This is a genomic window from bacterium, assembly GCA_022616075.1.
Taxonomy (GTDB): domain Bacteria; phylum Acidobacteriota; class HRBIN11; order JAKEFK01; family JAKEFK01; genus JAKEFK01.
This window is the reverse complement of the sequence record JAKEFK010000186.1, coordinates 1-23,428: the sequence shown is the minus strand read 5'-3', so window position 1 is coordinate 23,428 and position 23,428 is coordinate 1. Positions and strand designations below refer to the sequence as shown.

Annotated in this window: 21 protein-coding genes; 13 read left to right on the top strand and 8 right to left on the bottom strand. The window is 50.0% G+C overall.

Going from position 1 to position 23,428, the window contains the following annotated elements:
• Nucleotides 1-150: 150 nt before the first annotated feature.
• Nucleotides 151-1,887 carry a hypothetical protein gene (locus L0156_14930; protein MCI0604290.1) on the bottom strand — a complete coding sequence of 579 codons (1,737 nt, stop codon included), beginning with the start codon at nucleotides 1,885-1,887 and terminating at the stop codon, nucleotides 151-153.
• On the opposite strand from L0156_14930, the gene L0156_14925 reads away from it, so the two are divergent.
• Nucleotides 1,886-2,134, top strand: coding sequence for a hypothetical protein (locus tag L0156_14925; protein ID MCI0604289.1), 249 nt, complete (start codon nucleotides 1,886-1,888; stop codon nucleotides 2,132-2,134). The genes L0156_14930 and L0156_14925 overlap by 2 nt on opposite strands.
• A 6-nt stretch (nucleotides 2,135-2,140) precedes the next feature.
• Here L0156_14925 and L0156_14920 read toward each other — a convergent pair whose 3' ends face one another.
• Nucleotides 2,141-2,728 (bottom strand): hypothetical protein, encoded by a 588-nt coding sequence (locus L0156_14920; GenBank protein ID MCI0604288.1) that lies wholly within the window; start codon nucleotides 2,726-2,728, stop codon nucleotides 2,141-2,143.
• 157 nt (nucleotides 2,729-2,885) lie between these two features.
• On the opposite strand from L0156_14920, the gene L0156_14915 reads away from it, so the two are divergent.
• From L0156_14915 to L0156_14905, 3 genes are read left to right on the top strand one after another with little or no spacing between them, the layout of a single operon-like run.
• Nucleotides 2,886-3,098: a hypothetical protein gene (locus L0156_14915; protein MCI0604287.1), complete on the top strand. Its 213-nt coding sequence runs from the start codon at nucleotides 2,886-2,888 to the stop codon at nucleotides 3,096-3,098.
• Nucleotides 3,091-3,240, top strand: coding sequence for a hypothetical protein (locus tag L0156_14910; protein ID MCI0604286.1), 150 nt, complete (start codon nucleotides 3,091-3,093; stop codon nucleotides 3,238-3,240). Before L0156_14915 ends, L0156_14910 begins: the two co-directional genes overlap by 8 nt.
• A gap of 13 nt (nucleotides 3,241-3,253) precedes the next feature.
• Entirely contained in the window at nucleotides 3,254-3,691 is a 438-nt protein-coding gene (locus L0156_14905) for a DUF4437 domain-containing protein (GenBank protein ID MCI0604285.1), read from the top strand.
• Between the two features lie 30 nt (nucleotides 3,692-3,721).
• On the opposite strand, the gene L0156_14900 is transcribed toward L0156_14905, so the two are convergent.
• Nucleotides 3,722-4,324: a GNAT family N-acetyltransferase gene (locus tag L0156_14900; protein ID MCI0604284.1), complete on the bottom strand. Its 603-nt coding sequence runs from the start codon at nucleotides 4,322-4,324 to the stop codon at nucleotides 3,722-3,724.
• A gap of 71 nt (nucleotides 4,325-4,395) precedes the next feature.
• On the opposite strand from L0156_14900, the gene L0156_14895 reads away from it, so the two are divergent.
• Nucleotides 4,396-7,605, top strand: a complete 3,210-nt coding sequence (locus L0156_14895) for an exodeoxyribonuclease V subunit gamma (protein MCI0604283.1) — start codon at nucleotides 4,396-4,398, stop codon at nucleotides 7,603-7,605.
• Nucleotides 7,606-7,638: 33 nt separating this feature from the next.
• Nucleotides 7,639-10,665, top strand: a complete 3,027-nt coding sequence (locus tag L0156_14890) for a UvrD-helicase domain-containing protein (GenBank protein MCI0604282.1) — start codon at nucleotides 7,639-7,641, stop codon at nucleotides 10,663-10,665.
• 106 nt (nucleotides 10,666-10,771) lie between these two features.
• Here the strand turns inward: L0156_14890 and L0156_14885 are convergent, their stop codons facing one another.
• Together L0156_14885 and L0156_14880 are read right to left on the bottom strand one after the other, a co-directional pair.
• A complete protein-coding gene (locus tag L0156_14885) occupies nucleotides 10,772-10,930 on the bottom strand; it encodes a hypothetical protein (GenBank protein ID MCI0604281.1) in 159 nt (52 codons plus the stop codon).
• A 5-nt stretch (nucleotides 10,931-10,935) separates the two neighbouring features.
• Complete coding sequence (locus tag L0156_14880; GenBank protein ID MCI0604280.1) at nucleotides 10,936-11,475, bottom strand: hypothetical protein; 540 nt, start codon at nucleotides 11,473-11,475, stop codon at nucleotides 10,936-10,938.
• A 203-nt stretch (nucleotides 11,476-11,678) separates the two neighbouring features.
• On the opposite strand from L0156_14880, the gene L0156_14875 reads away from it, so the two are divergent.
• From L0156_14875 to L0156_14860, 4 genes are all read left to right on the top strand, one after another.
• A complete protein-coding gene (locus tag L0156_14875; GenBank protein ID MCI0604279.1) occupies nucleotides 11,679-13,883 on the top strand; it encodes a carbohydrate binding family 9 domain-containing protein in 2,205 nt (734 codons plus the stop codon).
• Nucleotides 13,884-13,935: 52 nt separating this feature from the next.
• Entirely contained in the window at nucleotides 13,936-15,324 is a 1,389-nt protein-coding gene (locus tag L0156_14870; protein MCI0604278.1) for a lysophospholipid acyltransferase family protein, read from the top strand.
• Nucleotides 15,325-15,429: 105 nt separating this feature from the next.
• Nucleotides 15,430-16,326: a creatininase family protein gene (locus L0156_14865; GenBank protein ID MCI0604277.1), complete on the top strand. Its 897-nt coding sequence runs from the start codon at nucleotides 15,430-15,432 to the stop codon at nucleotides 16,324-16,326.
• Nucleotides 16,327-16,374: 48 nt separating this feature from the next.
• Complete coding sequence (locus L0156_14860; protein ID MCI0604276.1) at nucleotides 16,375-16,917, top strand: cysteine hydrolase; 543 nt, start codon at nucleotides 16,375-16,377, stop codon at nucleotides 16,915-16,917.
• A gap of 68 nt (nucleotides 16,918-16,985) precedes the next feature.
• Here the strand turns inward: L0156_14860 and L0156_14855 are convergent, their stop codons facing one another.
• Nucleotides 16,986-18,701: an EAL domain-containing protein gene (locus L0156_14855; GenBank protein ID MCI0604275.1), complete on the bottom strand. Its 1,716-nt coding sequence runs from the start codon at nucleotides 18,699-18,701 to the stop codon at nucleotides 16,986-16,988.
• A 183-nt stretch (nucleotides 18,702-18,884) separates the two neighbouring features.
• Between L0156_14855 and L0156_14850 the strand changes: the two genes are divergently transcribed.
• Both L0156_14850 and L0156_14845 read left to right on the top strand, forming a co-directional pair.
• Nucleotides 18,885-19,337: a hypothetical protein gene (locus tag L0156_14850; protein ID MCI0604274.1), complete on the top strand. Its 453-nt coding sequence runs from the start codon at nucleotides 18,885-18,887 to the stop codon at nucleotides 19,335-19,337.
• Between the two features lie 70 nt (nucleotides 19,338-19,407).
• Entirely contained in the window at nucleotides 19,408-20,856 is a 1,449-nt protein-coding gene (locus tag L0156_14845; protein ID MCI0604273.1) for an aminopeptidase P family protein, read from the top strand.
• Here L0156_14845 and L0156_14840 read toward each other — a convergent pair.
• Nucleotides 20,853-21,632: an LssY C-terminal domain-containing protein gene (locus tag L0156_14840; GenBank protein MCI0604272.1), complete on the bottom strand. Its 780-nt coding sequence runs from the start codon at nucleotides 21,630-21,632 to the stop codon at nucleotides 20,853-20,855. The two genes, L0156_14845 and L0156_14840, sit on opposite strands and share 4 nt — an antisense overlap.
• 245 nt (nucleotides 21,633-21,877) lie before the next feature.
• On the bottom strand, nucleotides 21,878-22,933 hold the full coding sequence (locus tag L0156_14835; protein MCI0604271.1) for a glycosyltransferase family 4 protein: 1,056 nt from the start codon (nucleotides 22,931-22,933) through the stop codon (nucleotides 21,878-21,880).
• Between the two features lie 250 nt (nucleotides 22,934-23,183).
• On the opposite strand from L0156_14835, the gene L0156_14830 reads away from it, so the two are divergent.
• The coding region (locus tag L0156_14830) for a response regulator (protein MCI0604270.1) at nucleotides 23,184-23,428 on the top strand (245 nt) is incomplete at its 3' end.

The window sequence follows — 23,428 nt, the reverse complement described above, 5'->3', positions numbered from 1 at the left end:
AGTCCGCAAACCCTTGTCGGCTCGGCGAGTATTTTGCGGGCAAAGATGCCCGCGCTCCACTAGGACCGCCAGCATTCTGGATTTTTCAACAAGCTTGCGGCCCGTAATGCAGGCAAGATGCTGCGCTCCGTTTAAGCCTGGCGGGATTATTTAGAAGTCGAGCTGGCCGATAATTGTGCCGCGTTCTTTGCTTCCGCGCGCGTATTCACCGTAGATCCAAATGGTATCGTCCTGGTCAAGTGCGATGCCGCTATAGTCACCCCAATGCGTGATGTTGGAGCCGCTGAAAACGTCCTGGTAGTTTGAGAGTCCCATCTGCAGGGCGGAGCTTTTACGCAGAGTACCCGGAGAATCGGTAGCGCCGCGGCCTGTGTAAAAACTTCCGATAAATTCACGCGGGCCGGTCCGGTTGAATACAATCGCAATGTTTTCTGATGAATCCGCCATGACGGAAGGGAACAAATAGTAAGACGTTTTTGCGCCGTAAGTAATTTCCTGAATGAGGTCTCCGCTAGTACTGACCTGGTAAAAGCGCAACGCGGCAACATTTCCCGCGCCCCAATCATGTGCTGTTGAGAAGGCGGTGTACAGTGACCCGTTCTTCAACACCGCATTGATCACACAAGCGCAACCGCGATTGATAACCGCACCACCACCCTTTTGCTCGGCAGCGGGCGCGGCGCTGTATGTGGAAACAGCAATCCGTTTTCTCCGGAGTATAGGTGTCTCAGCAGTTGGATTGATGACTTTCCAGAGCGTTAGCCTGCTTCCGCGTGATGGATTGATGCTTAGAAAATATCCCGCGTCAGTTGTTCCATACGCGTGAGCCGGCTCGATATTAATTGCTTTGGTTCTGGGACGTTCATTCATGCCCCAGAAGTCGTACCATCCAAGCTTTTTGAACGCATACAGCTCACTCTTTTTCAGCACTCTGATCTTGGCGTACTGGAACTGATAAACGCCGAACGTATACATTCCGCCCGATAAATACACTGCATCCTGATCGAAACCGATCCTGGGAAGATCGGCCCAGAAATTCACTCTTTCAGTTCCATTCTGTTGCATATCGAGCGCCCAGAAAGCCCATTCCCCTTCGGGATCGGAGGTTTTTGAAACCGAAATCAAGAACAAGGAACGCGCTTGCGTGCGCGCATCGCAGAGGAAAATAAAATGGCCGCTATATTGATCGTACACAAGCTTGGGATCAAAAAGGTGAGCGCCGCGCGCAACTTTTAGAGATGCGAACCACACACGAAAATGAGCTTCAAAACGAAGACGGCCTTTCTTTGTGTAGATGGCTACGTTGGGATTGACTGCCGCCATAACATGAGACGGCCCCACTGCCAGAATTGTATCCAGATTCCCTCTGCCGGTTTCTCCAATGCCAGAAAATTTCTTCAGAAGCACCGGAGAGGCAGTTGCGGTTGCTTGGATCGAATCAGGATCGCGATCGATCCGGTCTTCCTGGAAGGAATGATGCGGCAAAAATCTAACGGGACCTTCTTCCGGTGGTGTGTTTTCGTTAACATAAATTTCCTCTTCTTCCTCAGGCACCCATGTGGCTTCCGGCGAAATCTGCTCGCGAAGCTGAAGGATTCTGGAAAGCGGCAGAACAACCGGCGGCGACATCATCCCTCCTCTTCCGCTTTGATAGGATGCCGGCTCTTCCATCTCGTTTGCAGACAAAAGAACCGGAATGATCCCGATGAGAACGATCAACAAAATTCGTGCTGCGCGCATAGTGACTAGAGATTTTAATACATTTTCAGCCGATTGCACGCTCACGCAATCGGAAATGCAATCTTCCATACCACTGGAGTTCCACTGAGATTGCAACTTGCCTGTATTGAGCAATGCCGTGATAGAATCATCATCACGAAATCTCATGGGGTTAGTTCACTGCTCATTTTGCGCGAAAGAAACTCTCGATGTCGATGGGGTGTGTCAGTTTTGCGGCAAGATTCTGAAACGTCCCTTCTGGCAAAGGAGGTTGAGGCGGAATGAAGCCTATGGCGTTCTGATCATCGTCGTTGGCATTGCTCTGTTCGGGTACATGAAGCCGCTCGGGATACTTTTGATTGTGGCGGGGATTGTGCTCGGGGCATCCTGGTTGTTCAAACGGCGCATTCAGTAATCGTTCTCAGGGGTCATCGTCCCTTTTTGCATCAGAATCCGAAGTACGAGCTGCGTTTTCGTTGAACTTGCTCAGAAGCTCTCTGAAGTCTGCTTTGGCATCGTTGATGCTTTTGACACTTTCCATGATGCTTTTGAGGTCTTCGCGGGCGCTTTTTACTGCTTCCATAATCACCGTGAAAGCCATGGCCATGATATCCCCATCATTCATGCTGCCCAGATTCCTGTACCCGATTGAGGATGAGACCTGCTCCTTTACACCTTTCAAGAATTGGTCCGGATCATTCCCGGACTTGCTGATTATGTTCGGAAGCGCGCTTAGCAATTCTTTCGCCGCCTGATTCACTTGAGTTGTCTGAATTCGGGCAGGATTCTGCACGGCATCCAAACTTTGAGACAATTGAGCGCGCGCAAAATCGGCGGAAAAATTCATGAAACCTTTTGCTTCAGTTGCGGCGGAGCGTTGCATCTGCGCGGCGCTTTCCGGCGTTACTTCGGGATTTGTCTGAACAACACCCGCGTTTGTTGTGGCAGGTGTCTGCTCAAACTGGGACGGAGTCGTACTTTGAACGGTCGTATTTTGATTGATCTTCATGGCTGGCTCTCCGTCACAATTCTATCACCGTTCCGGGAGGCTTCAGAAAGCGAAATTGTGGCAGAATGAGTTAGGAGGTGTCTCGGCCCAGCTCTCTACCTTATTATGGGTTCTGTCTGCAATTTAGCTACAATAAATTCGAAAGCGGAGGTAAGTTGTGAAAGTTAGAAACTTGCTCTTCTCGCTATTTATTTTTGTGTTGACAACACCGGCACATGCCGCGGTGCAACCTGCACCGGATCTTGTGCAGAATGTTCAGATCAAACAAGCGCTTCGGCTATTCGAGGTATGGGCGGATGCTGTGTTCGCGTACGAAAAAATTCCAGGTTCTGGATCTTCCTTCTCGCGAACCGATGGAAGATTTGGCTGAACTGAAATTCATCGGCGAGAATATTTTTCGTCGCATTCGCAAAGACAGCGACGATCTGGGAGAAGAGGTTGTTTTTGAAACGGGACCCGAGGGCAAAGTTACACGCCTTCGCTGGCATCAGAATTATTCAAAGAAACTGTAAAAGGAGGATGAAAATGAAGAAGTTACTTTTGGTTCTAACAATTACCGCCGCATTGGCCCTCACATGGTCGATCGGATTTGTTCAAGGGCAGGGAATGGAGAAGGAGAAAGTCATATTCGCCAACTCGGACAGTGCAAATTTTAAAGAGGTAGTGCCCGGCGTTTCCAAGTCACTCCTCTGGGGCGACGATACGAAAGGTCCTTATGGCGGTTTCACAAAATTTAAACCCGGCTACGATGCAGGAATGCACACACATACGAATGATGTGTGGTTAACGGTTCACAAAGGCGCCTATCTATATAAGGATGACGCGGGTGACAAACGAGTCGGACCCGGCGGTTTCATCTTCATACCGGGCGGAATGAAACATTGGAGCGGCGGCGATGCAAAAGAAGGCGCACTGTTCTACGAAGAATCGTCCGGCAAATTCGATCTCGTTCCTGCAAAATAGCTAGCGCATTTTCGTTTTCGAGAGGGGATGTTAGCGCGTCTGAAGAAACATGCACCAGGAGTGTAAATTTTCGATATCCACTTCGCCGATGACTTTGTAGCCGAAGTGCTCATAGAAGGGCACATTCTCAGCATCTTCGGTGTTCAGACAAACGCCGGTGGATATCGGATCCGCAATTGACATTTGCTTGACGGATTCCAGGATTGGCCGCGCGAAACCCTTGCCGCGATATTCGGGTCGCACGCCGATCATGCCAAGGAAATGATGCGGAGAAATCGGCTCAAGCCCTCCGGTCAGCCTTTCAAATAACTCGAGCCGCGAATAAGCGTCTTCACCGATGATTTCCTTTAAACGGTTTAGCTCCGTTTGCATCTCGGCCCATGGTTTCAGTGAGGATTCATCCACGAGTGCGGAGGCGACCAGTGTGTCGTTTTCACGGATTCCCAATACAGGACGGTCCTTCGCCAGTCGCACGGACGTATAGAATCCCATGATCGCTTTCAACTTTGTTTCGTATTCTGTGCCGTCCGTTTGCAATATGAATCGCATGACAGGATAGTCGCGAAATGCGGCAGTCAGGACGTCAACAACTTCCGCTTTTTCCTTGTGCGTCAGTCTCTCGATCGTTTTCATTGCGGAGCCTTTTGGAATGCAGATTATACAATTTTGCGGAGCATTCGCGCTAAGCAGGGTAGAATAATCTAATGTCTTTTGTTTTAACTGCTGGTTCGTTTGCAGCGATTGAAAAGGAATTTAGCCGATCGTTTCGCGAAGGACTCGAACGGAGAAAGGATCACTTGCGAGACCAGCACATGGTCCTTGTGCCTTCGGCGGCGCTCAGAAAACAGCTTCTGCGCACGCTGTTTGAATCTGGATGCGGATCGTTCAGCGCCGTCCGGATTGTTTCACTAAACGGTCTCGCGCAAGAAATTCTGATGGATTCCTTGCGGGAGCCCTATTCCGCTCTAGATGATCCCACTTACTTCGTGCTGTCGCTTCAATCGGCGGCCCGGAGACTGGGCCTGAAGCAGTTTCAAGCGTACCGCACCGCAAAGGGCTTGCTGAGCACCATCCGGGATCTGGTGGATGGACTCCTCACGCCTGATTTGATGGCGCAGTTTCTGGATCAGGCCTCCTCCGATCAGGAAATGCGAATGCGCGCCGGTAATTTGAGGACGCTCCGCGAGCTGAACCTTCTTTACCGCACTTATCTGGAAAGCCTGCAGGCGCAAAATGTGGTGAATGTGCAGTACGCCGCTGCGCTTGCTGTGGAATACACTCCCGCTTGGCTGGAGAGCAGAAATATTCGCGTGCTTCATGTATATGGTTTTTATGACGCCACGCCGGCGCAGTTTGAGCTGATCGAGACTCTGTCAAGGCAGATTCATGCGCAGGATGGCTCCGTGCGAATGTATTTTCCGTTTTCCGCTCCCTCTAATTCTGTAGAACATCCGGCGGAATACGCGCAGGAATTTTTTGATACAGCGAATTCACTGGCGGCGAAATTGGGGGGAGAAGTAAAGGTGGTTGACGACAACAGTGAGGGTGCATCGCTGGGACTGGAAGGCCGGCTTTTCAAATCAGACGAAGTGGGCTGGAAGCCCGCGCTCCAACTAAGAGTCTTTAATGCGGGGTCACCGTATGAAGAAGCATGGGTGGTTGCGAAGAAGATTTTGCAGCTCGTATTGAACGAAGGAGCGCGCTTTGATCAAATTGGCGTGATCACAAGGTCAGTGGAGTCCTGTCGTGCCGCGTTCCAGCATGTATTCAGCGAGAATCAGATTCCGCACTCGATCCCGAAAGATCCCACACTCTGTTCTTCAGCATCCGGACACTTTGTTTATCTGCTGCTCTTAACGCGGCAGGCTCATTTGAACCACAACCTTGTGTTTGAGCTGCTTTGTTCGCCGTTGCTAGAGGAGCCGTTCACGCCCGCAAGGATGATCCGGGAGCTGTTGGAGATTCTATTCATCACGAACAGCGATGATTGGCATCGTTTGAAACCAATCGCGGATGATCAGAGAAAATTGCCGGACATTTTTGAGCTGGATGAAAACGATCCGCGAGTTCAACAATTTCGGCGAGCCGCTGCGTACCTGATCCAGCTCAAAGAGCAGATGGATCGGATTCCATTAAAAGGACGATTCGGAGATTTCACCGGGGCTCTAAGGAATCTTGTCAGGGAACTCGCTACCGCGGCCTCCTATCAGGAAGCGGGCGGAATTGAGCTGGAATTGTTGCTGGAGAAAATGGGCGATTTGCCGCTCGAAACGGAATTCACATTGAATGAGTTTGTGGAGATTTTCAGGGATTATCTTACGAATACGATTTGCGGGGAAGACACGCAAACCACTGATGCTGAGGTGACGATCGGCGACATCATGAGTTTGCGCGGAGTCTCGCTGGACTATGTTTTTGTGACGGGCCTCAATCATGATGTTTGGCCATTGCGGACCTCGGAGGATCCGTTCTTGCCGGATGGTTTGCGCGGATTAATCCGGTCAACGACAGGAGCGGGGCCGTTTCCCAAGCGACATTCTGAAAATGATGAAGAATTACTGCTGTTCACTCTGGCGCTGCGGTCGGCGAAACAGCAACTCCATCTTTCCTATCAACGGTCCGATTCGGAGGGGCGCAAGAAATCCGCATCCATATATATAGAGGAAGCTTTGCGCCTTCTTACGCAAAAAACCTCGGAAAAGAACGATTTCATCGAACAATTTCCCAGGCATCTGGAACACCGGCTCACACCTCAGCTTCTGCCCGCTCCTCACGAATGTTCCACGCTGATCCGCCGCTATTCGCCATCCGAGCTGTTGCAACAATTCCAGGGTCTCTCTCCGGATTACGCGGACAGCACATCTTCTTTTGCGGAAAAACTCAACAGCATGGATCGAACAGCTGCATCAGCAATAGACGGAATGCTCGAGGATTCCGGAGAGCTATGGAAGAAGCTGTCCGATGGAAAGCTCCGTTTTTCGTACAGCCGAATCAAGGAGTATGTGCGCTGCGGTTTTTCCTTTTACTCGGACCGAATTTTAAAGCTGCAACTGAGCCCTTTTACGCCAACGGAAATTCCGCACGACCTGACTCCGCTTGTCAAAGGCCGCATCGCGGAGAGCGTTGTAAAGGAAGCGGTTTTAAAGCTGAAAGCGGGCGGAATCTCGATCGTAGAAGCAGTTCAAAGCGCTGAATCGAAAATCAGACGTAAGTATGCGCCCTATTTACCGAAAGTTCTGGTTGACTACTATTTGTTGCAATTCTCCAATGCTGCGCGGACGCTGCTGCAATATCTGGAAACGGAAGGCTATGAGTTCAAACATGCAGAAGTGCCGGACCGCACTTACATGCCGGAAATCCAGTTGTTGGAAGATGATCTCGGCATTATGAATATCTATGGCATTCCCGACCTTCTCTTTTATGGGGCGAAAAGACTGATCGGTGAAATGAAATGGGGAGCCTCGGCCACAAAAGAGACTGCGGATTTCATGTTCAATCAAGGAGAGCTGCAATTCTGCTTCTATCCGGAGCTGGAAAGACAGCATCGCCAGTTGCTGGAATCGTCCGGCTTTCGTTACTTCCGTTTAAACATTTTCAGTGAGCTTGGATCGCCGGCAGAGTTGGAACACAAACTCATCAATCTGGGAGCTCCGGGAAGACTCGATACGACTTTGCGGATTTATGGTCTGGCTCCAACACAGGAACAGGTCACCATAGGTTTCGATCAGTTGAAGGAGATCGGAAAAAGCATTCTAAAGGGAGAATTCAAGATTCTGGAAGATCCAAATGATTACTGGTCCCCCTGCACCACCTGTGACTTCATCCTGATCTGCAGGCGGACTCATTCCGCCACTCTATTGCGCGCAAAAAAGGAAGGGGATCGTGAGATAGAAGAAAAAGAGATAGAGAGATAACGATGATAAAGGGGATAAATAATAATTTTGAGCATGAATAAGACAACAGCGACATTTTTTGAGGCGAATGCCGGGACAGGCAAGACTCGCACGCTGACAGAACACATTCTGGACGCTGTCAAAAAGGGGATTTCGCCCGATAAAATTTGCGCGCTGACTTTCACGGATAAAGCGGCGAATGAAATGCTCGATCGTCTTCGTTCAGGCGTTGCTGGACTCGTGTCGAAAGGAGATCTGGACGCTTCACAAATGCAGATGGCTGGAAAGTGTTTCATCGGAACGATTCATTCTTTTTGTTTGCAGCTAGTCAAACGATTTGCTCCTGAGGTGCCGCTTCCACCGATCTTCGACATCGATCCTCAGGAGGAAAGATTTCAGGCGCTGTTTGAAAACCGTTGGGATGAGTTTCTGTCGCAACTCCTGGCTTCGCCGGCGCCGGCGGATCAGGCCATCATTCAATCGCTCGGAGTCACGACCCTGCGCGCGCTAGCGGAACAGCTCGTGAAGACGCGTCACGACTTTCAACTCGAAAACGAAGATCTTCGCTGGCTGGTAGAGGACCTTGCAAATACAAAAAAATGGGGTTTTAGAAAAAACACGCTCGGTGAGTTTGTTTCACGCCTGGTGAAAGACTTTGAACTGCATCGTCCGGTTCTGAGCGCCATGGTGCAGATGAGAAAACTGAAAGCGCCCTATCATGGACCGGTCAAGGATCTGCTGGCTTGCAAAAGTGTTGACCTGCACAATGCAGTGGCTCTCATCCGACAAAATTTTGTGAAACCGTTTCTGCTGGAATATCACGCATCGGGATACGTTCTTTACGATGATCTTTTGAGATTCGCGCACACGCTACTGATGGATCGCAGAATCCGGTCTGAAATGAAGGAGCGGTACGACCTGGTGCTCGTTGATGAGATGCAGGACACGGACGCTGTCCAGTACGAGATCATCCTTTATCTTTGCGAGAAAAAGGATCTTCATCAAAACCTGACTTTGCGCGAAGTTCACGAGGGAGCGGGGAAGTTTGAACTGGAGCCGGAGAAGCTGTTTGTTGTGGGAGACCCGAAACAATCCATTTATGGATTTCGGAACGCGGATCTTTCGGCGTATGAAAGCGTGAAGACGGTTTTGAAAAACAGCGGCGCCGAGGTGCGTCCGCTCACCGGCAATTATCGTTCCTGCGCGAATCTCGTGGAGTTCTCGAACGTGCTTGCGTCGAATCTGTTCCCCGAAATGCGTCCGCATGATTCGATTGCGGCGCGCCCCGAATTTTGTCGGGAGAAAAAGCTGGATGAATGCGTTCATTTTGTAAGGATCTACTCACCTGACAATGAGAGATTGCATCTGCGAATTCTCTCTGAAGCAAACTGGATAGCGCGCAAGATCTGCCAGCTGGTCGATTCGGGTGAGGCTAAGTTCGGTGATTTCGGAGTCCTGCTGCGCAAACTTGTGCATTCGCATTTGTATGTGGATGCTCTTTCCGCGCAGGATATTCCGGTGATCATCGAAGGGGAACGGTTCTTTTACAGATCACAGGAGGTGATCGATTTCATTAACCTTCTGAAGTTCACTGTGGATGAGAAGGATGATGTCGCGCTTGCAGGCATGTTGCGTTCGCCCCTGTTCGGGATGACGGACCGGGAAGTTGCGCTGTTTTTTCACAAACGGAGCGCAGGCATCTTGCCTGCATTAGGGGCCGCAGGCTTCCAGCCTGCAACCAGTCACCTTATGGAGAGAATCTTCGAGATCCGCAAGCAGATTCATCTGCTGAGTCCCGCATCGATGATCGATCTGGTCTTGAAAAAGCTTCCCGTGCTTACGGTCGCGGGACTGGCGTACGGAAGTTATCGCAGCACGCTTGCTCCGCTTAATATTTTACGGATCCACAGGTATGCAGTTGAGCTGGAAACGGATCCAGCGTTCAACCTCTTTCATTTTGTTTCGGTGCTCACTGAATTTTCACGGGAAGGGAAAGAACGAGGTCAGGAACCGCTGGCGGATGAAGGTCTGGATGCGGTGCGCATGATGAGCATTCACAATTCCAAAGGCCTGGATTTTCCGGTCGTGTTTGTACCTTTGACGGATTATGAAATTCGCCGTTCCGCGAATGTGCCCACTGAGATTGTTCATGACTGGGCAACGGGCGCATCAGGCCTGAAGATCAACTGGGCAACTGAGGCAAATTATTTAAAACTGAAATACCGAGACGGTTCTTACAGTACGGAGGAGCCGGTGCTGGATGATGAAGAGAAACGGGTGTTGTATGTCGCGGCCACGCGAGCAAAAAAGGAAATCTACTTTTGCTGTCTGGAGAATGGAAGCGGAAAAGAGGTGTTGCAACTTCTACAAAACGTGAATCCATTCATGCAGGTCAAAGAAGAAGCATCTTCCTCTGCTTTACAACCGGCAGACAAGACTGCACCGCATTATCAACCGCTGGAACCTGTTCTGGAGGAGTGGAAGAAAGTGCAAGACGCCTCTTTGCTTCGTTCTGAAGTGCAGGTCGATAGCGTGACAAACGAAGCCGAGAAGCTGGAACCTGGCGAAGAGGAGCTTGCGATAATTGCTGCTCGCGCCAAACGTTCGGGTGGAACTCTTGTTGGATTGCTCTGCCATGGAGCATTGGAGAAATGGGACTTTCAACAGGCGGGCGATCTTGATCATCTGTTGCGGATTGAAAAAGGGAAGTACTCGCGGAACTTCAGCAAGAATCAAATTGATCACGCTGCTGAAGCAAGCAGCCAGATCCTTCAAGGTTTTGTGGACTCGGCTGCAGCGCGATGGTTGAGCAACATTGACATTGTGGGCAGGGAAGTACCGATTGTGTATTTCGACCGGCAATCGCGCAAAACGCTGTCAGGCAAAATCGATCTGCTTGTGAAGGATGGCGACAAACACCTGATCGTGGATTACAAGACCGATATCTCTCTGACTGAGCCAATGCGCAAACGATATGCGGAACAGATGCGCCTTTACGCCCTCGCTCTTGCGGAGATGGTACCCGGACCGTTGTTGAGCAGACTGCTGCTTGTCCGCACCGGCGAAATCGTCGATTTGTAGATTTGTAGTTGCAGAGCATTTGCCACGCCCTGGGCACAAATTTTTGTGGTCCAAAGTCCACAGTTTATGGAACTGCCTTTCTGAATTTGTCGCAAATGCTCTACCACTACTTCCCCATCACTCGGGACATTCCCCACGCGAAGAGCACAAACATAATTCCCGTGATGACGCCCGCAAGAATACTTTTCGTTGCGGACAATCCCAGCAACAGAGAAACCGGTATCAGCGCAGCTGCGAGTCCCAACCCAATAGCAATTCGATTCATTCAAATTACGGAGTTACATTCTTAAAACCAAACTGTTCCCGTTTCTCACGGATCCGGACGAATGCATCGCGAACAATGTCGCGGACATAGCCCCATGGTCCGGAATCAGGATGTTCGGTTTCCCACCTCATTTTCAATTCAGGTTCCAGTTCGGTAAAGTCTCGGTCACCGTAGTTGCGCCGGCTCGCGGCCTCCCAGCCGAAGCGATACGCGGGCAAATAGGTTTCGTATTTATGGCCCGCCTTGTAATACGGTCGATGTTTGAAATTCTCTTGCCAGTAAACTTCTTCCAGCTTCGGGTCCAATTCGTCTTGGATTTGATCCGCTGCCGCGCCCCCGGCTACAGAACCTGCTGCCGCTCCAATTGCGGCGCCAACCGGACCTCCCAGCGCTCCTCCGAAAGCCGCGCCTGTAGCAGCACCTGCTATTGCGCCTGCGCCAACCGCTGTAAGATTCGCATCAGGTTCACCCGAAAGTCTTTCTCCGGATTCCACTTCTTCCGGCTTGATTTTGTCTTCTGCAGTATTCTTTTTCTTTTTGCTCATAATAATGCTCCTAAAACAAACATAGGCTTTGAAACGCGATGTTCCACCGGGAACCCGCATGACAATTCTTGCCGTTTGTACCTCTGTGGAACAATTTCATAACAAATGAGGGGGTTCATTTTGAGAAGGTGTCCTATTCTACGTTACAGACGTTTGCGGGGGAAGCAACCTTCTGAGCCCCATCTCGTCTAAGTTATAAGACAATGCGCATTCGAATTCTTATTGCGTTCGCGGCCGTAACATTTTTCTGTTCGATTCCAGGTCTGGCACAGGAGACGGTTTCGACTGCAAAGAAAACTTATCGTGTGGAAGCTGTACAGGATCCGATAAAGATTGATGGAGCTCTGGAGGAACCGGCATGGCAAAAGCCTCCTACGTTTACTCTGGAGTACGAGACGAATCCGGGTGATAACACTGCAGCGCCGGTGAAAACAGAAATGTGGATTACGTACAACCATTCCTATCTCTATATCGCGGCGCGTGCCCACGATCCGGAACCGGAAAAGATTCGGGCGCGCTTGACGGATCGCGATCGCGCTTTTCAAGACGATTTTTTGGGTGTTGTTCTGGATACTTTCAACGATGAACGCCGCGCATTTGAATTTTTTGTGAATCCTTTCGGCGTGCAAATGGACCTTTCCCAGAGCGATGTTACCGGAGTAGAAGATGATTCGTGGGATGCGATCTGGGATTCTGCGGGGCAACTGACCGCTCAAGGATACGAAGTGGAGATGGCAATTCCCTTTTCGTCCTTGCGATTTCCGGAAGCAAATAGTACCTGGGGAATTGACGCGCTTCGTATTTATCCTCGCGATCAACGATACCGGTTCGGCTTAAACCAGTTGCCGCGTGGCCGGAATTGCTATCTGTGCAGCGAGTCGAAATTGCAAGGTTTCGCTGGACTCAAAGCGGGTAAAAATATGGAGCTGATCCCCACATTAACCGGGCAACACCTGAATGAAGAGGATGAAACGGATGGGAAAGTCGATCCCGGATTAACTGTGCGTTGGGGGATCACTCCGGGCATCACCGTGAATGGCGCAGCGAATCCGGATTTTTCGCAGGTGGAGGCCGATGCAGCGCAGCTTTCAGTAAACAAAGCGTTTGCACTTTTTTATCCGGAGAAACGCCCTTTCTTTCTGGAAGGCGCCGATTATTTTGACACGAAGATCCAGGCGATTTACAGCCGGAACATCGCAGATCCAACCTGGGGTGTGAAGCTCAGCGGCAAAGAAGGTAAGAGCGCGTTCGGAGCGATTGTAGCTCAGGATGATCTGACCAATTTTCTCTTTCCTGGAAGTCAATTCAGCAGTTTGGGTTCGCTGAATCAAAACAATACTTCATCAATCTTGCGCTATCGTTATGATCTCGGTTCCGGTTCAACAGTCGGCGGCCTGGTTACGAGCCGTGAAGGTGGGGAGTATCACAATCGCGTGCTTGGTGTGGACAGTTTGCTCCGTTGGGGTGAGGAAGCGGTCCGGATCGAATTCCTCGGTTCACACACTGAGTATCCTGATTCCATTCAACGTGATTTCGATCAGCCATCCGGTTCTTTGACCGGCACATCCATGCGCGCTGTATATCAGCACACAGACCGATCGTGGATGAGCCTCGCACAGTATCAAGGTGCGGGCGATGATTTCCGTGCGGATCTCGGTTTCATACCGCAGGTCGGTTATCACAAAGGTTATGCGATCTACGAGCGTTACTGGTTCTCCGATAACAATGAGCACTGGTGGCGAAAATTGACTTTTGGTGCGGAAACAACCTGGCAATATGATCGCGAAGGAAATCCATTGCAACAACAGGTCGCTCCCTATTCCTATATCAATGGGCCACATGAATTTTTCAACGTGGCTTATCTGGCACTTGGTCCGAGTTATTTTTTAGGGCGCCGTTTTGACAGGAACTTTGTGAATGAATTTGTTGAGATGCGTCCGACAGGATCGTTCTATGTGAGTTTCGAAACGCGAATCGGACAGGAGATTGATTATGACAACGCCCGGCAAGGGAATATTCTCCGGCTGATTCCTGGAGTGCGGTTCGATCTGGGCCGTCACTTGCGTTTGCAGCTCAATCACAATTTTGAACGATTAAATGTTGATGGCGAACCGCTCTACCATGCAAACGTTACCGATATTCGGGTCACCTATCAGATCAATACGCGCACGATGGTTCGGGCGATCACGCAATATTTTGACATTTCTCGTGATCCGGCTCTTTATACGTTTGAAGTGAATCAGAAGGACCGCAATCTTTTCAATCAATTTCTGTTTTCCTACAAGATCAATCCGCAAGTGGTTTTGTTTTTGGGGTATTCCGATACGTACGCCAATACCGTTGTTAGTAATCTGTCGCAGGCGAACCGCACCCTCTTCTTCAAAGTCGGCTACGCTTTCACGATGTAAGCAAAGTAGCGCGGGCGTCCCGCCTGCGATTCCGCAGGTATAATATTCTCCAATGCCCCCGCAAGTTCAATTCGGCTACGCACTCCTCAGGCGGTTTGTGCGCTTTTGGATCAATCGTTTCTTTCGCCGGATTCGAATTCAGGGAACTGCAAATATTCCTGAAGGGCCGGTCATCTTTGCGATGAATCATCCCAACAATTTCATTGATTCGTTGATGATCAGCTACGCCATTGAGAGGAAGATCCATTATCTTGCGACATCGCAAATGTTTCGAAACAAGCTTCTGGCTCTATTCCTTCACAATTCTGGAGTGATTCCCGTATACCGCAAGCAGGATGACGCCGCCCACAGCGAGAAAAACATAGCCACGTTTCAGGCTTGCTACGATGTTTTGAAGGAGGGAGGCGCCATCGGTATTTATCCGGAAGGAACAACGCACTCCGAGCCGCGCGTGAAACGGATCAAGACAGGGGCGGCGCGGATTGCGTTGGAAACGGAAAAGCAATTTTCGGTGGGAGTAAAAATTGTGCCGGTGGGATTGAATTTTTTCGCGCGCAAATCCTTTCGTGGGGAAGTGCTAGTCAGCATCGGCGCTCCGTTGAAAACACAGGACTACATTGCCGGCTATCTTTCCGATCCTGTTGTCGCGGTGGAGCAGCTCACGACGCGACTTCAAGATGCGATGGAGGAAGAAATCCTGCATGTGGATGCTCCGGAGCTCGATCAACTGGTGAATGAGATAGCGGAAATCTACAGAGGGGAGCTGATCCGGGATCTGGTGGAAGTCGGAATGCATCCGGAGGAAGTGGACCGCTTTCGTGTTTCCAAGAAATTAGTAGATGGAATTCATTTTTTCAATAAACGGGATCCTGTGCGGTTGAGGAAGGTGCAGGATGGAGTTCGCCTGTACCAGAGCCGCCTCCGGAAAGCGCATCTTCAGGACAGTCTACTCCATCAAATGGTTGGTAAGCCAGCATCTTACGGCGCGTTCCTGGTTCGCGTTGTCCTGCTTCTGATAAGTTTCCCTCTTGCGCTGTGGGGAGGAATCAATCATTTCTTGCCTTTTCAGATCACGCGCTGGATAACGCGGAAGATCGCAAAAAAGGAAACCGATTATGCTACTACGCGAATCCTGAGTGGAATCGTTTTCTACACGCTGTTTTATGTGGCCCAAATTTACTGGGTGCTTCGCGAGTTTGGACCGTTTGTTGCGGCCATTTACGGCGGCACTTTGCCGTTGTTTGGCGCTTTCGCGTATTATTACTGGGACAAAATCAGGATTATCTCCGGTGATTTGCAATTGTTCTGGATGATGCTGACAAGAAAGCGTTTGTTGGAGCAACTGCAGCAGATGCGAGCCGAATTGATCGCCGAAATGGACCAGGCAAAAGAGGATTACCTGCAGCAGCTTAACGGAGCGCAGGCTGAGGTTGTTGAATAATTCGGTCCGCATCGCGAACAGACTCTTTCGAATTATTCAACAACCTCGGCTTTCAGTCTGCATTACCGGCCGCAGGCATCTTGCCTGCAGCATTAGGAGAAACTTGTGCCTTCTCATAAATTAGAAGAGCTTAGATACCCGCAACTGGACGGTTTCCATCGCGAAACCACTCTTTTTGTAATCGCTGTCAGCCCTTTGGAAGAGCATGGCCCGCATTTGCCTCTCGGTGTGGATGCGTTTGATGCAGAGCATTTCTCGGAAGAAATCACCCTGGTTTTCCTGGAAAAATATCCTGAGTGGAATGTCGTGCGCATTCCCACTCTTTACATTGGTTCCTTTTTATTCGATGCGCCTGGCAGCATCCGGGTGAAGCCTCGCACGATTCGCAATCTTCTTGTGGACACGCTTTCCTCGCTTGCAAAATATGGTTTCAAATATTTTCTGATTTCGAACGCGCATGGCGGTCCGACCCATATCGTGGCGCTCGAAGAAGCAGCGGCGACTGTCTCACGCAAATACGGCGTTCGGGCAGTCTCCTATTCAGGCCACATGATCTGGAATTTTTTTCGTGGCCCTTATCTGGAAGAAATGAAAGAGCGGCTCCAGCTCACCGATGCAGATCTGGAGGCGCTTAAACAAGATGCCCATGCGGGAGAATGGGAAACTTCGATGATGTTGAAACTTCGGCCTGACCTGGTGGATCCATCCTATAAATCACTGAATTCCTTCACAGTGAAGTGGATGGAGCGATTGCGTCCCAATTATCCGCTCAAGACCGGAGAAAAACTTGGCTACGTGGGCCATCCTTCGCGCGCCAATGAGACGCTTGCGGACGTTTCCAGCAAATTCCTGACGGAAAAAGCTTTTGAGCTGATCGAAAAAGATTTGCTTTCCGGGAAACGTCTCGGCTCTTCTCCCTTCTACTGGCTTAGAACTAATGTCTTAGCAATTATAGCGATTCTGGTTTTGCTCACAGTACTTTCCTGGCTTTATCTTACGTAATCAAAGTAGCGCGGGCGTCTCGCCCGCGGTTATTATAAAATATTAAATATGTCAAAACGTGCGCTTCTTGTAATCGATGTCCAAAAGGGAATTGTTCGTGCGCCCTCCATTCTGGATCCGGAGGGGGTATTGAAACGCATTCGCACATTGCAGGACCGTTTTCGCGAAGCAGGAGCGCCGGTGCTGCATGTTCAACATGATGGTCCTTCCGGACATCGCGTAGAAAAAGGCACGCCTGGCTGGGATATCGAACGGGCGGTGACTCCTGCGCTCAACGAAGCGGTGATCAACAAACGCGCTAGCGATGCATTCTTTGAAACCCCTTTGCACCAAAAATTGGCCGCGCTGGGAATCACCGATCTTGTGATCGCAGGCTGCATGACGCAATATTGTGTGGATACCACCTGCCGGCGCGCTGTTTCACTCGGCTATAACGTTTTCCTGGCAAGCGATGCTCACACAACCGCGGATGATGGTGAGCTTACCGCAGCGCAGATTGTGTCTCATCACAATACAATTCTGGATGGTTTCTCCGCGGGTGGCCATGCGATTGTCGTGCAACCCTCCGGAGAGATAGAACCGGGCTCGTAATCAAAGTAGCGCGGGCGTCTCGCCTGCGAACTTGCGAAGACGGGACGTCCGCGCTACTTTGTTAGACTTTACCAGCTGGTCTCAGCCAGGATTAACGTTTCGGCATCGCGGCTTGCCATCGGCCGCGAAAAATAAAACCCTTGCGCAGATTCACATGCAAGAGCCTTCACTTGCAAGAGCTGCGTCGCCGTTTCGACCCCTTCCGCGATGACTTCCATTCCAAGGTTATGCGCAAGCGTGGCGATGGTGCCCACAATCTCTCCCTTTTTCTCGGTTTTTCCAATCCGGCTGACAAAGGAGCGATCGATTTTTAGCGTATCCACCGGAAGCTGATGCAGATAGCTTAATGACGAATAACCGGTGCCGAAGTCATCAATATGCAAGCGAACTCCGAGTGATCGCAATTGCAACAGTTTGCTTGTTGCTTCTTGCGGATGTGCCATGAATACACTTTCTGTCATCTCCAGTGTCAGATGGTTCGGATTAATGCCGGTTTGCATCAGCACTTGTTCAATTTGAGGAACCAGATCCTGTTCTGCAATTTGTACTCCGGAAAGATTGACGCTAATCGTGAGCGGGCTGCGCGTCGGGAACTGCGTGGCCCATCTTTGCATTTGTTCGCAAGATTCTTTCAGAATCCATAGTCCCATAGGGATGATGAGTCCCGTTTCTTCTGCGAGTGGAATGAACTCTTCCGGCAAAATCAAACCACGTTCTGGATGTTGCCAGCGCATGAGAGCCTCAAACCCGGTGAGCTTGCCGGTGAATAAGCATACTGTGGGCTGGTAAAAAGCGCGGAATTCTTTGCGTTCCAAGGCGCGCCTGAGATCATTTTCCATTTGCAATTGGAGCACAGCGGTGGTGTGCATGCCGCTATCAAAAACCTGATAACGCGCGCGTCCGTGCGCTTTTGCGCGATACATGGCGATGTCTGCATCTCTTAACAAATCATCGGACCGTCCGTATTCTTCCGAGCTCAGAGCGATTCCCATGCTTGCAGTGGTGAAGACCTCATGCTGCCCCAGTTTAAAAGGAAGATTCAGTTCCTGCTGGATGCGATCAGCAACACGGGTTGCGTCGCTGACATGATGGATGTCGTCCAGCAGGATAGTGAATTCATCCCCGCCCACTCGAGCGATGGTATCGCCGGGGCGCAGACAGCGAAACAACCTCTGTGCAAGTTCGACAAGCAACTGGTCACCCACAGTGTGTCCCAGGCTATCGTTGATCAGTTTGAATCGATCGAGATCAAGAAAGAGAACGCCGAAGGAGTAATCTTTTCGCCTTTTTGTCTTACTGACAGCCTGCGAAAGCCGGTCATTAAAGAGAGTTCGATTTGGCAACTGCGTAAGAGTATCGTACAGCGCCTGCCGTTCCAGTTGTTCCTCTACGCGCTTTCTCTCTGTGATATCTTCACAGACAGTAACAATCCCCATCGGTTCTCCAGCGTCATCAAAAATCACTTCGGATATCAGTTGAACCGGAAACGGTGTTCCGTCCTTCCTGACGTTGACGGCTTCTCTGCGCCAGCTCTGCATTTGTTTTATGTTTTCGAAGCTGGGGGGATTCCAGAACGCATGGGGAGCGAGGATTCGCGCCTCCTTTCCCGTGAGCTCTGACTGCTCATACCCGTGAAGCTCCGCTTCAGCGTGGTTGGTGAACAGAATTTTGCAATCCGTGTCGGTAATCGTCATGCCGAGATTCATCGTTTCGACCGCCTTTTCCAGGCGACGCAACATGATCTGTGAATCTTCTTTTTTTGTCCTGGCAGGTTTCTTCTTCATACAGGCTCCACTGTCAGCATTAGAGGTTCTATTTCGGTGCACCCGGTAAAGTGAGTCTGGTCTATTACCGTTTTAATACTACTTGATACTTACTATACATGTTAAATGGAGAGAAGGGAAGCAGGAAACTATTGCCTGTCGCAAATTGCATATTGCATATTTCAGATTGTAAAATGAGGTGTGATGCCGAAATTAAGGATACCTTACAGGGAACAGGCAACGGCGCATTGTTATGACCGTCTTGTCCAAACCTTGTCGCTCTACCAGAAAGGAATCGCCGATATCAGACTGGCGATGGAATCAAACAATTCGTTTGGGGAACGTTTGAGAAAGGTATTGCGGCTTCATGCGATGAACCTTCAGGCAACGGATCCAGAAGAGAGTTCCGATTCGTGGAATGATGAAGATGTCTATCTGTGTTGTCTGTATGACATGCTGGAGGCCATGTACAATGCCGAAGCAGAAAGGATTGCTGGCGCGGCCGGATCTCATCATGACAAGCGGAAAAATCTGGATGATCTCAGGGCTTCCATTGCCAGGTTGCCCTTCGGCAGTTCCCAATACCGAAACAGCATTCGTCCACGTTTGGAGAAGTCCGTGTGGGAACGTATGAGAAACGTGGAAAGGAGTTTGTAGTAGCGAATTCATTCGCTAAAAAATAGCGACTAAATAAAGTCGCTACTACGAACGTGTTAAGATCAAAAGTATGAAAAGTTATTTTTCGATGGGTGAACACACATTCAGAGTGGCGATGTCCATGCATGCAGCAGCCAGGGCAAGATTAGTGGAAAGGCTCCGGAAACAAGGTGTGGCAGAAGAGTCGATCGTTCTTCTACAAGGCGGGGCTTCGCGCATGAAGTACGATACGGACCGGGAATTTCTTTTCGAACAGGAAAGTTTTTTCCAGTATCTGTTTGGCGTAAAGGAGCCTGGATTCTTCGGAGCTATTCAAGTCGGTTCCGGCCGTAGCGTGCTCTTCATGCCACGTTTGCCGGAAGAATATGCGGTTTGGATGGGACGAATCCATCGACCAGAACATTTTTTTGCTGCGTACGAAGTCGATGAAGTCCGTTATGCCGATGAGCTCGCTGATACGTTGGGTGCAATGAATCCGGACGTTTTGCTTTTGCTTCATGGCCGAAACACCGACAGCAATCTTATGGCGATTCCGGCGCAATTTCCGGGAATCGATCATTTTAAGACGGAACTCACAATTCTGCATCCGGAGATCGTGGAGTGCCGCGTAATAAAATCGCGGGAGGAAATCGAACTGCTTCGCTGGATCAATGGCATTTCGAGTGATGCGCATGTGGAAGTTATGCAAGCGTGCAAACCGGGCATGTACGAATATCAACTGGAAGCCATTTTCTTGCGCGAAATTTACGCGCGTGGTGGTTGTCGTTTTACTGCTTATACATCCATTTGTGGATGCGGACCGAATTCAGCGATTCTGCATTACGGTCATCAAGGCGCGCCGAATAACCACTTGCTTGTGGACGGGGATATGTTTCTCAACGACTCCGGAGCTCAATATCATGGTTATGCTTCCGATATCACCTGTTCGTATCCTGTAAACGGAAGCTTCACTCCGAAGCAACGAGACATTTACGAAGCGGTGCTCGCCGCCAATCGCGCAGTGCAAAGCGCGATGAAACCCGGGATCGCGTGGCCCGATATGCACCGTTTGGCGGAACGCGTGATTACGGAACATTTGCGCGATATTGGAGTAATCAGAGGAAGCATTGATGAACTGATCGCTCAACACATCCCGGCGCTTTTCATGCCGCACGGGCTTGGTCATTTTATGGGCCTGGATGTTCATGATCCGGGCGGGTATCCGGAGGGGATTTCCCGCATTGATGAACCAGGTATTCGGAGCCTTCGCTGCGGACGAAAACTGGAAGAAGGTATGGTGATTACAGTGGAACCCGGCATCTATTTTATTGATGCCGTGTTGGAACCCGCACTCGGGAATCCAGCCATTTCGCATCTTTTATCACACGACGTTCTGAAACAATTTCGTTCTTTCGGCGGCGTGCGAATTGAAGATGATGTACTGGTCACATCCGTTGGCTCTGAAAATTTTACGCGTGTACCGCGCGAAGTTCCGGAAATCGAAGCAGTGATGTCAGAAAAATTAAAGGTTAAAAGTTAAATCTTCCGCAGAAAAGACCAGATACGATTCTTCATTACTACAGCAGGTGGATTGGGAAGTTTCTCCGGTGGATCGGCTTTGATTTCATTGTCTTTCGTAAGCACAGCGATCGTCATTTCTCCATCGGTGTAATATCTGTCTCCTCCGCCATTTCGTCCTGACAGTGTTGCGCCTACGCCGGTCACCTGGTAGATCCTTAACACCTGTTGCGTGTTTTTAGCATCGGTAATCAATGTATCCCTTTCTGCATCGAGATTTGGCGATATGTGATGCGTGATTTGTCCGGTTCTGCGGCTTACTCCAACGCCAACATCAAATGTCGTTGCTCCGATCCATGTGGGACGGTCCACAACACCAAATTCCTCAGGCGCCTGCCAGAGGCGAACATGATGTCGTTGCCGTGCGCTGCTTCCCACTTCGCGCTCAAATGCGAGGTCTTGCTGGCGGCCCCAAAGATAGAGTGAACTCACCGGAGCGGTCGGATCCGGTTTTCGAAAAAGAACGCTTTCCACGATTTGTGTCGCGCTTCGAAAGGTGATCGGATCTGCAGGATGCCACCCTGCTGCAATCAAACAACGCAGAATCTCATCCTGTGTCCCAACAAAGCCGACATTCACTGGATCCCCTGGAATTCCTTCGCCTGTAACCGTACATTTCGGTGCTGCGGAAAGCGCAGGATGATGTTCGTGGTGTTTCCACATAGCCGGCAGAATCAAATAGGCAAGGAGTAAGTATGTGATGAGAACGATGAGAATCAGAACTAATAAACTTCCCACATGATAATTCTATTCTAATGGGATGTGGTGCGGGCGAGTGAAGCTGTGAAAAAATCAGACGGAGCGCGGGCTTCCAGCCCGCAAAACTTTGTAGGGTCGACGAGCTTGGCGGGCAGAGATGCACGCTTCAGGAGTGGCGATGGAGTGGCTGCAGTGAAAATAAAACATCTGCTGGCTGATTAGCTTTTGCGGGCGAGTCGCCCGCACCACTTGGTTTCTGCGATGCGCTCCTCAAATAGATCTTGTTACATTTTTTCATAGACTTGATTCATTTGCTGGGCAATTCGCTTCCAATCAAAAGTGAGAGCACGTTCCCTTGCGGCAAGCGAGAGTCTTTGTCTGCGGACCGGGTCATTTGAGAGCTCGAGTATTTGCGAAGCCATCGTTCCGGCATCGTGAAGCGGCGCTATTACAGAGCACTGTTCATCCACATAATCGCGAATGCCACCAACATCCGTAATTACGGACGGCAACCCGCAGCTTAACGATTCCAGCAACGCCACGTTCGCGGTTGAATCAAGAAGCGGTAGTACGAGCAGATCGCTCGCGCGGTACAAATCGAGCAATTCATCGTCCGTCAAATTCGTTCGTAATTCGATATTGCCGGCAGCGGCAAAAAGTTTTCGAAAGTGTTCTTGTTGCTCCAGCGATAGATACGCAGCAAACACTCGATTCACAAGGATGAACCGCACCTCCGGATCTTCCCTCTTTACGATTCCCGCCGTTTCGCAAAGCGTTGCATAATCCCGGTGGTGATGGCCTACGCAAAGACACAATTTTACCCGGCCGGATTTTTCAGCTCGCCCGGGAGTAAAGTAATCTGTATCCATTCCGTGAGGCACAAAAAATACTTGATCCTTCCCCATCAACGATTCCATATGCGCCACCTGGCTGTGTGATACGACAACGGCAGCATCCAACCATTTGAAATGTTCTTTCATACGCATAACCCGGTCAAATTCATCTGCTGTTGCGTGGAATGTGCCGATAACTCTGTGATTTCCTTTTCGTACCAAGGCCGGTAGATATCTAAAATGATTTTCGGCAAACAGGAAATGATAGATTCCTTTGGAATGCGTTTTCATGTGCATCGCTGTAAAAGTTTCCTGATAGAGACCGTCATACCACTCCATCCCGGATCTCTTTCGAAAAAAACGATGAACAAAACCGGCGCCGCGAACAGCGGTTACCCAGCGCGGCACATTCACGGGCTTACCGGCAAACCGTGCCAACTGGTCGTATCCGGAATGACCTGCGTGATGCGGAATGTGCCTTGTAACGGTGTACGGTTGCATTTGCATTCACTGCTGCTGTGAACGAACCACGTACCGACGCGTAATGCAGGCACGTCTGCGTTCCGCATGACACTGTACTACAATAAAACAGTATCCGCTATGAAACGTGAAGTCAGCGAAAAAGATACTCGTATCCGTCTGGTGTTGTGCACGATTTCAATCATATTTTGATCCTGCAGAAGATTGATGATGCTGTCCAGGAAGGATCTCTGTTAAAGTGGAAACTTCGCGCTTTCGCGAAGGAGAAAAACGGAGAATGACTCAGTCAAAACAAAAAATCACGATCCTGATTATTGAAGACGATCCGGCGTTGCGTCATTCTCTTCAGGAATTCTTGAAGCAAAGCGGATTTATCGTTGAGACGGCGAGTGATGTAAGTCAGGCGCTGCTCAAACTGTGGACAGGCAGTTACGATATAGCTCTCACAGATATCGTCATGCCGGGGCTGAGTGGTTTGAAGTTGCTCGATCTTTCCAAAAATATTCTGGACGTCGTCGATTT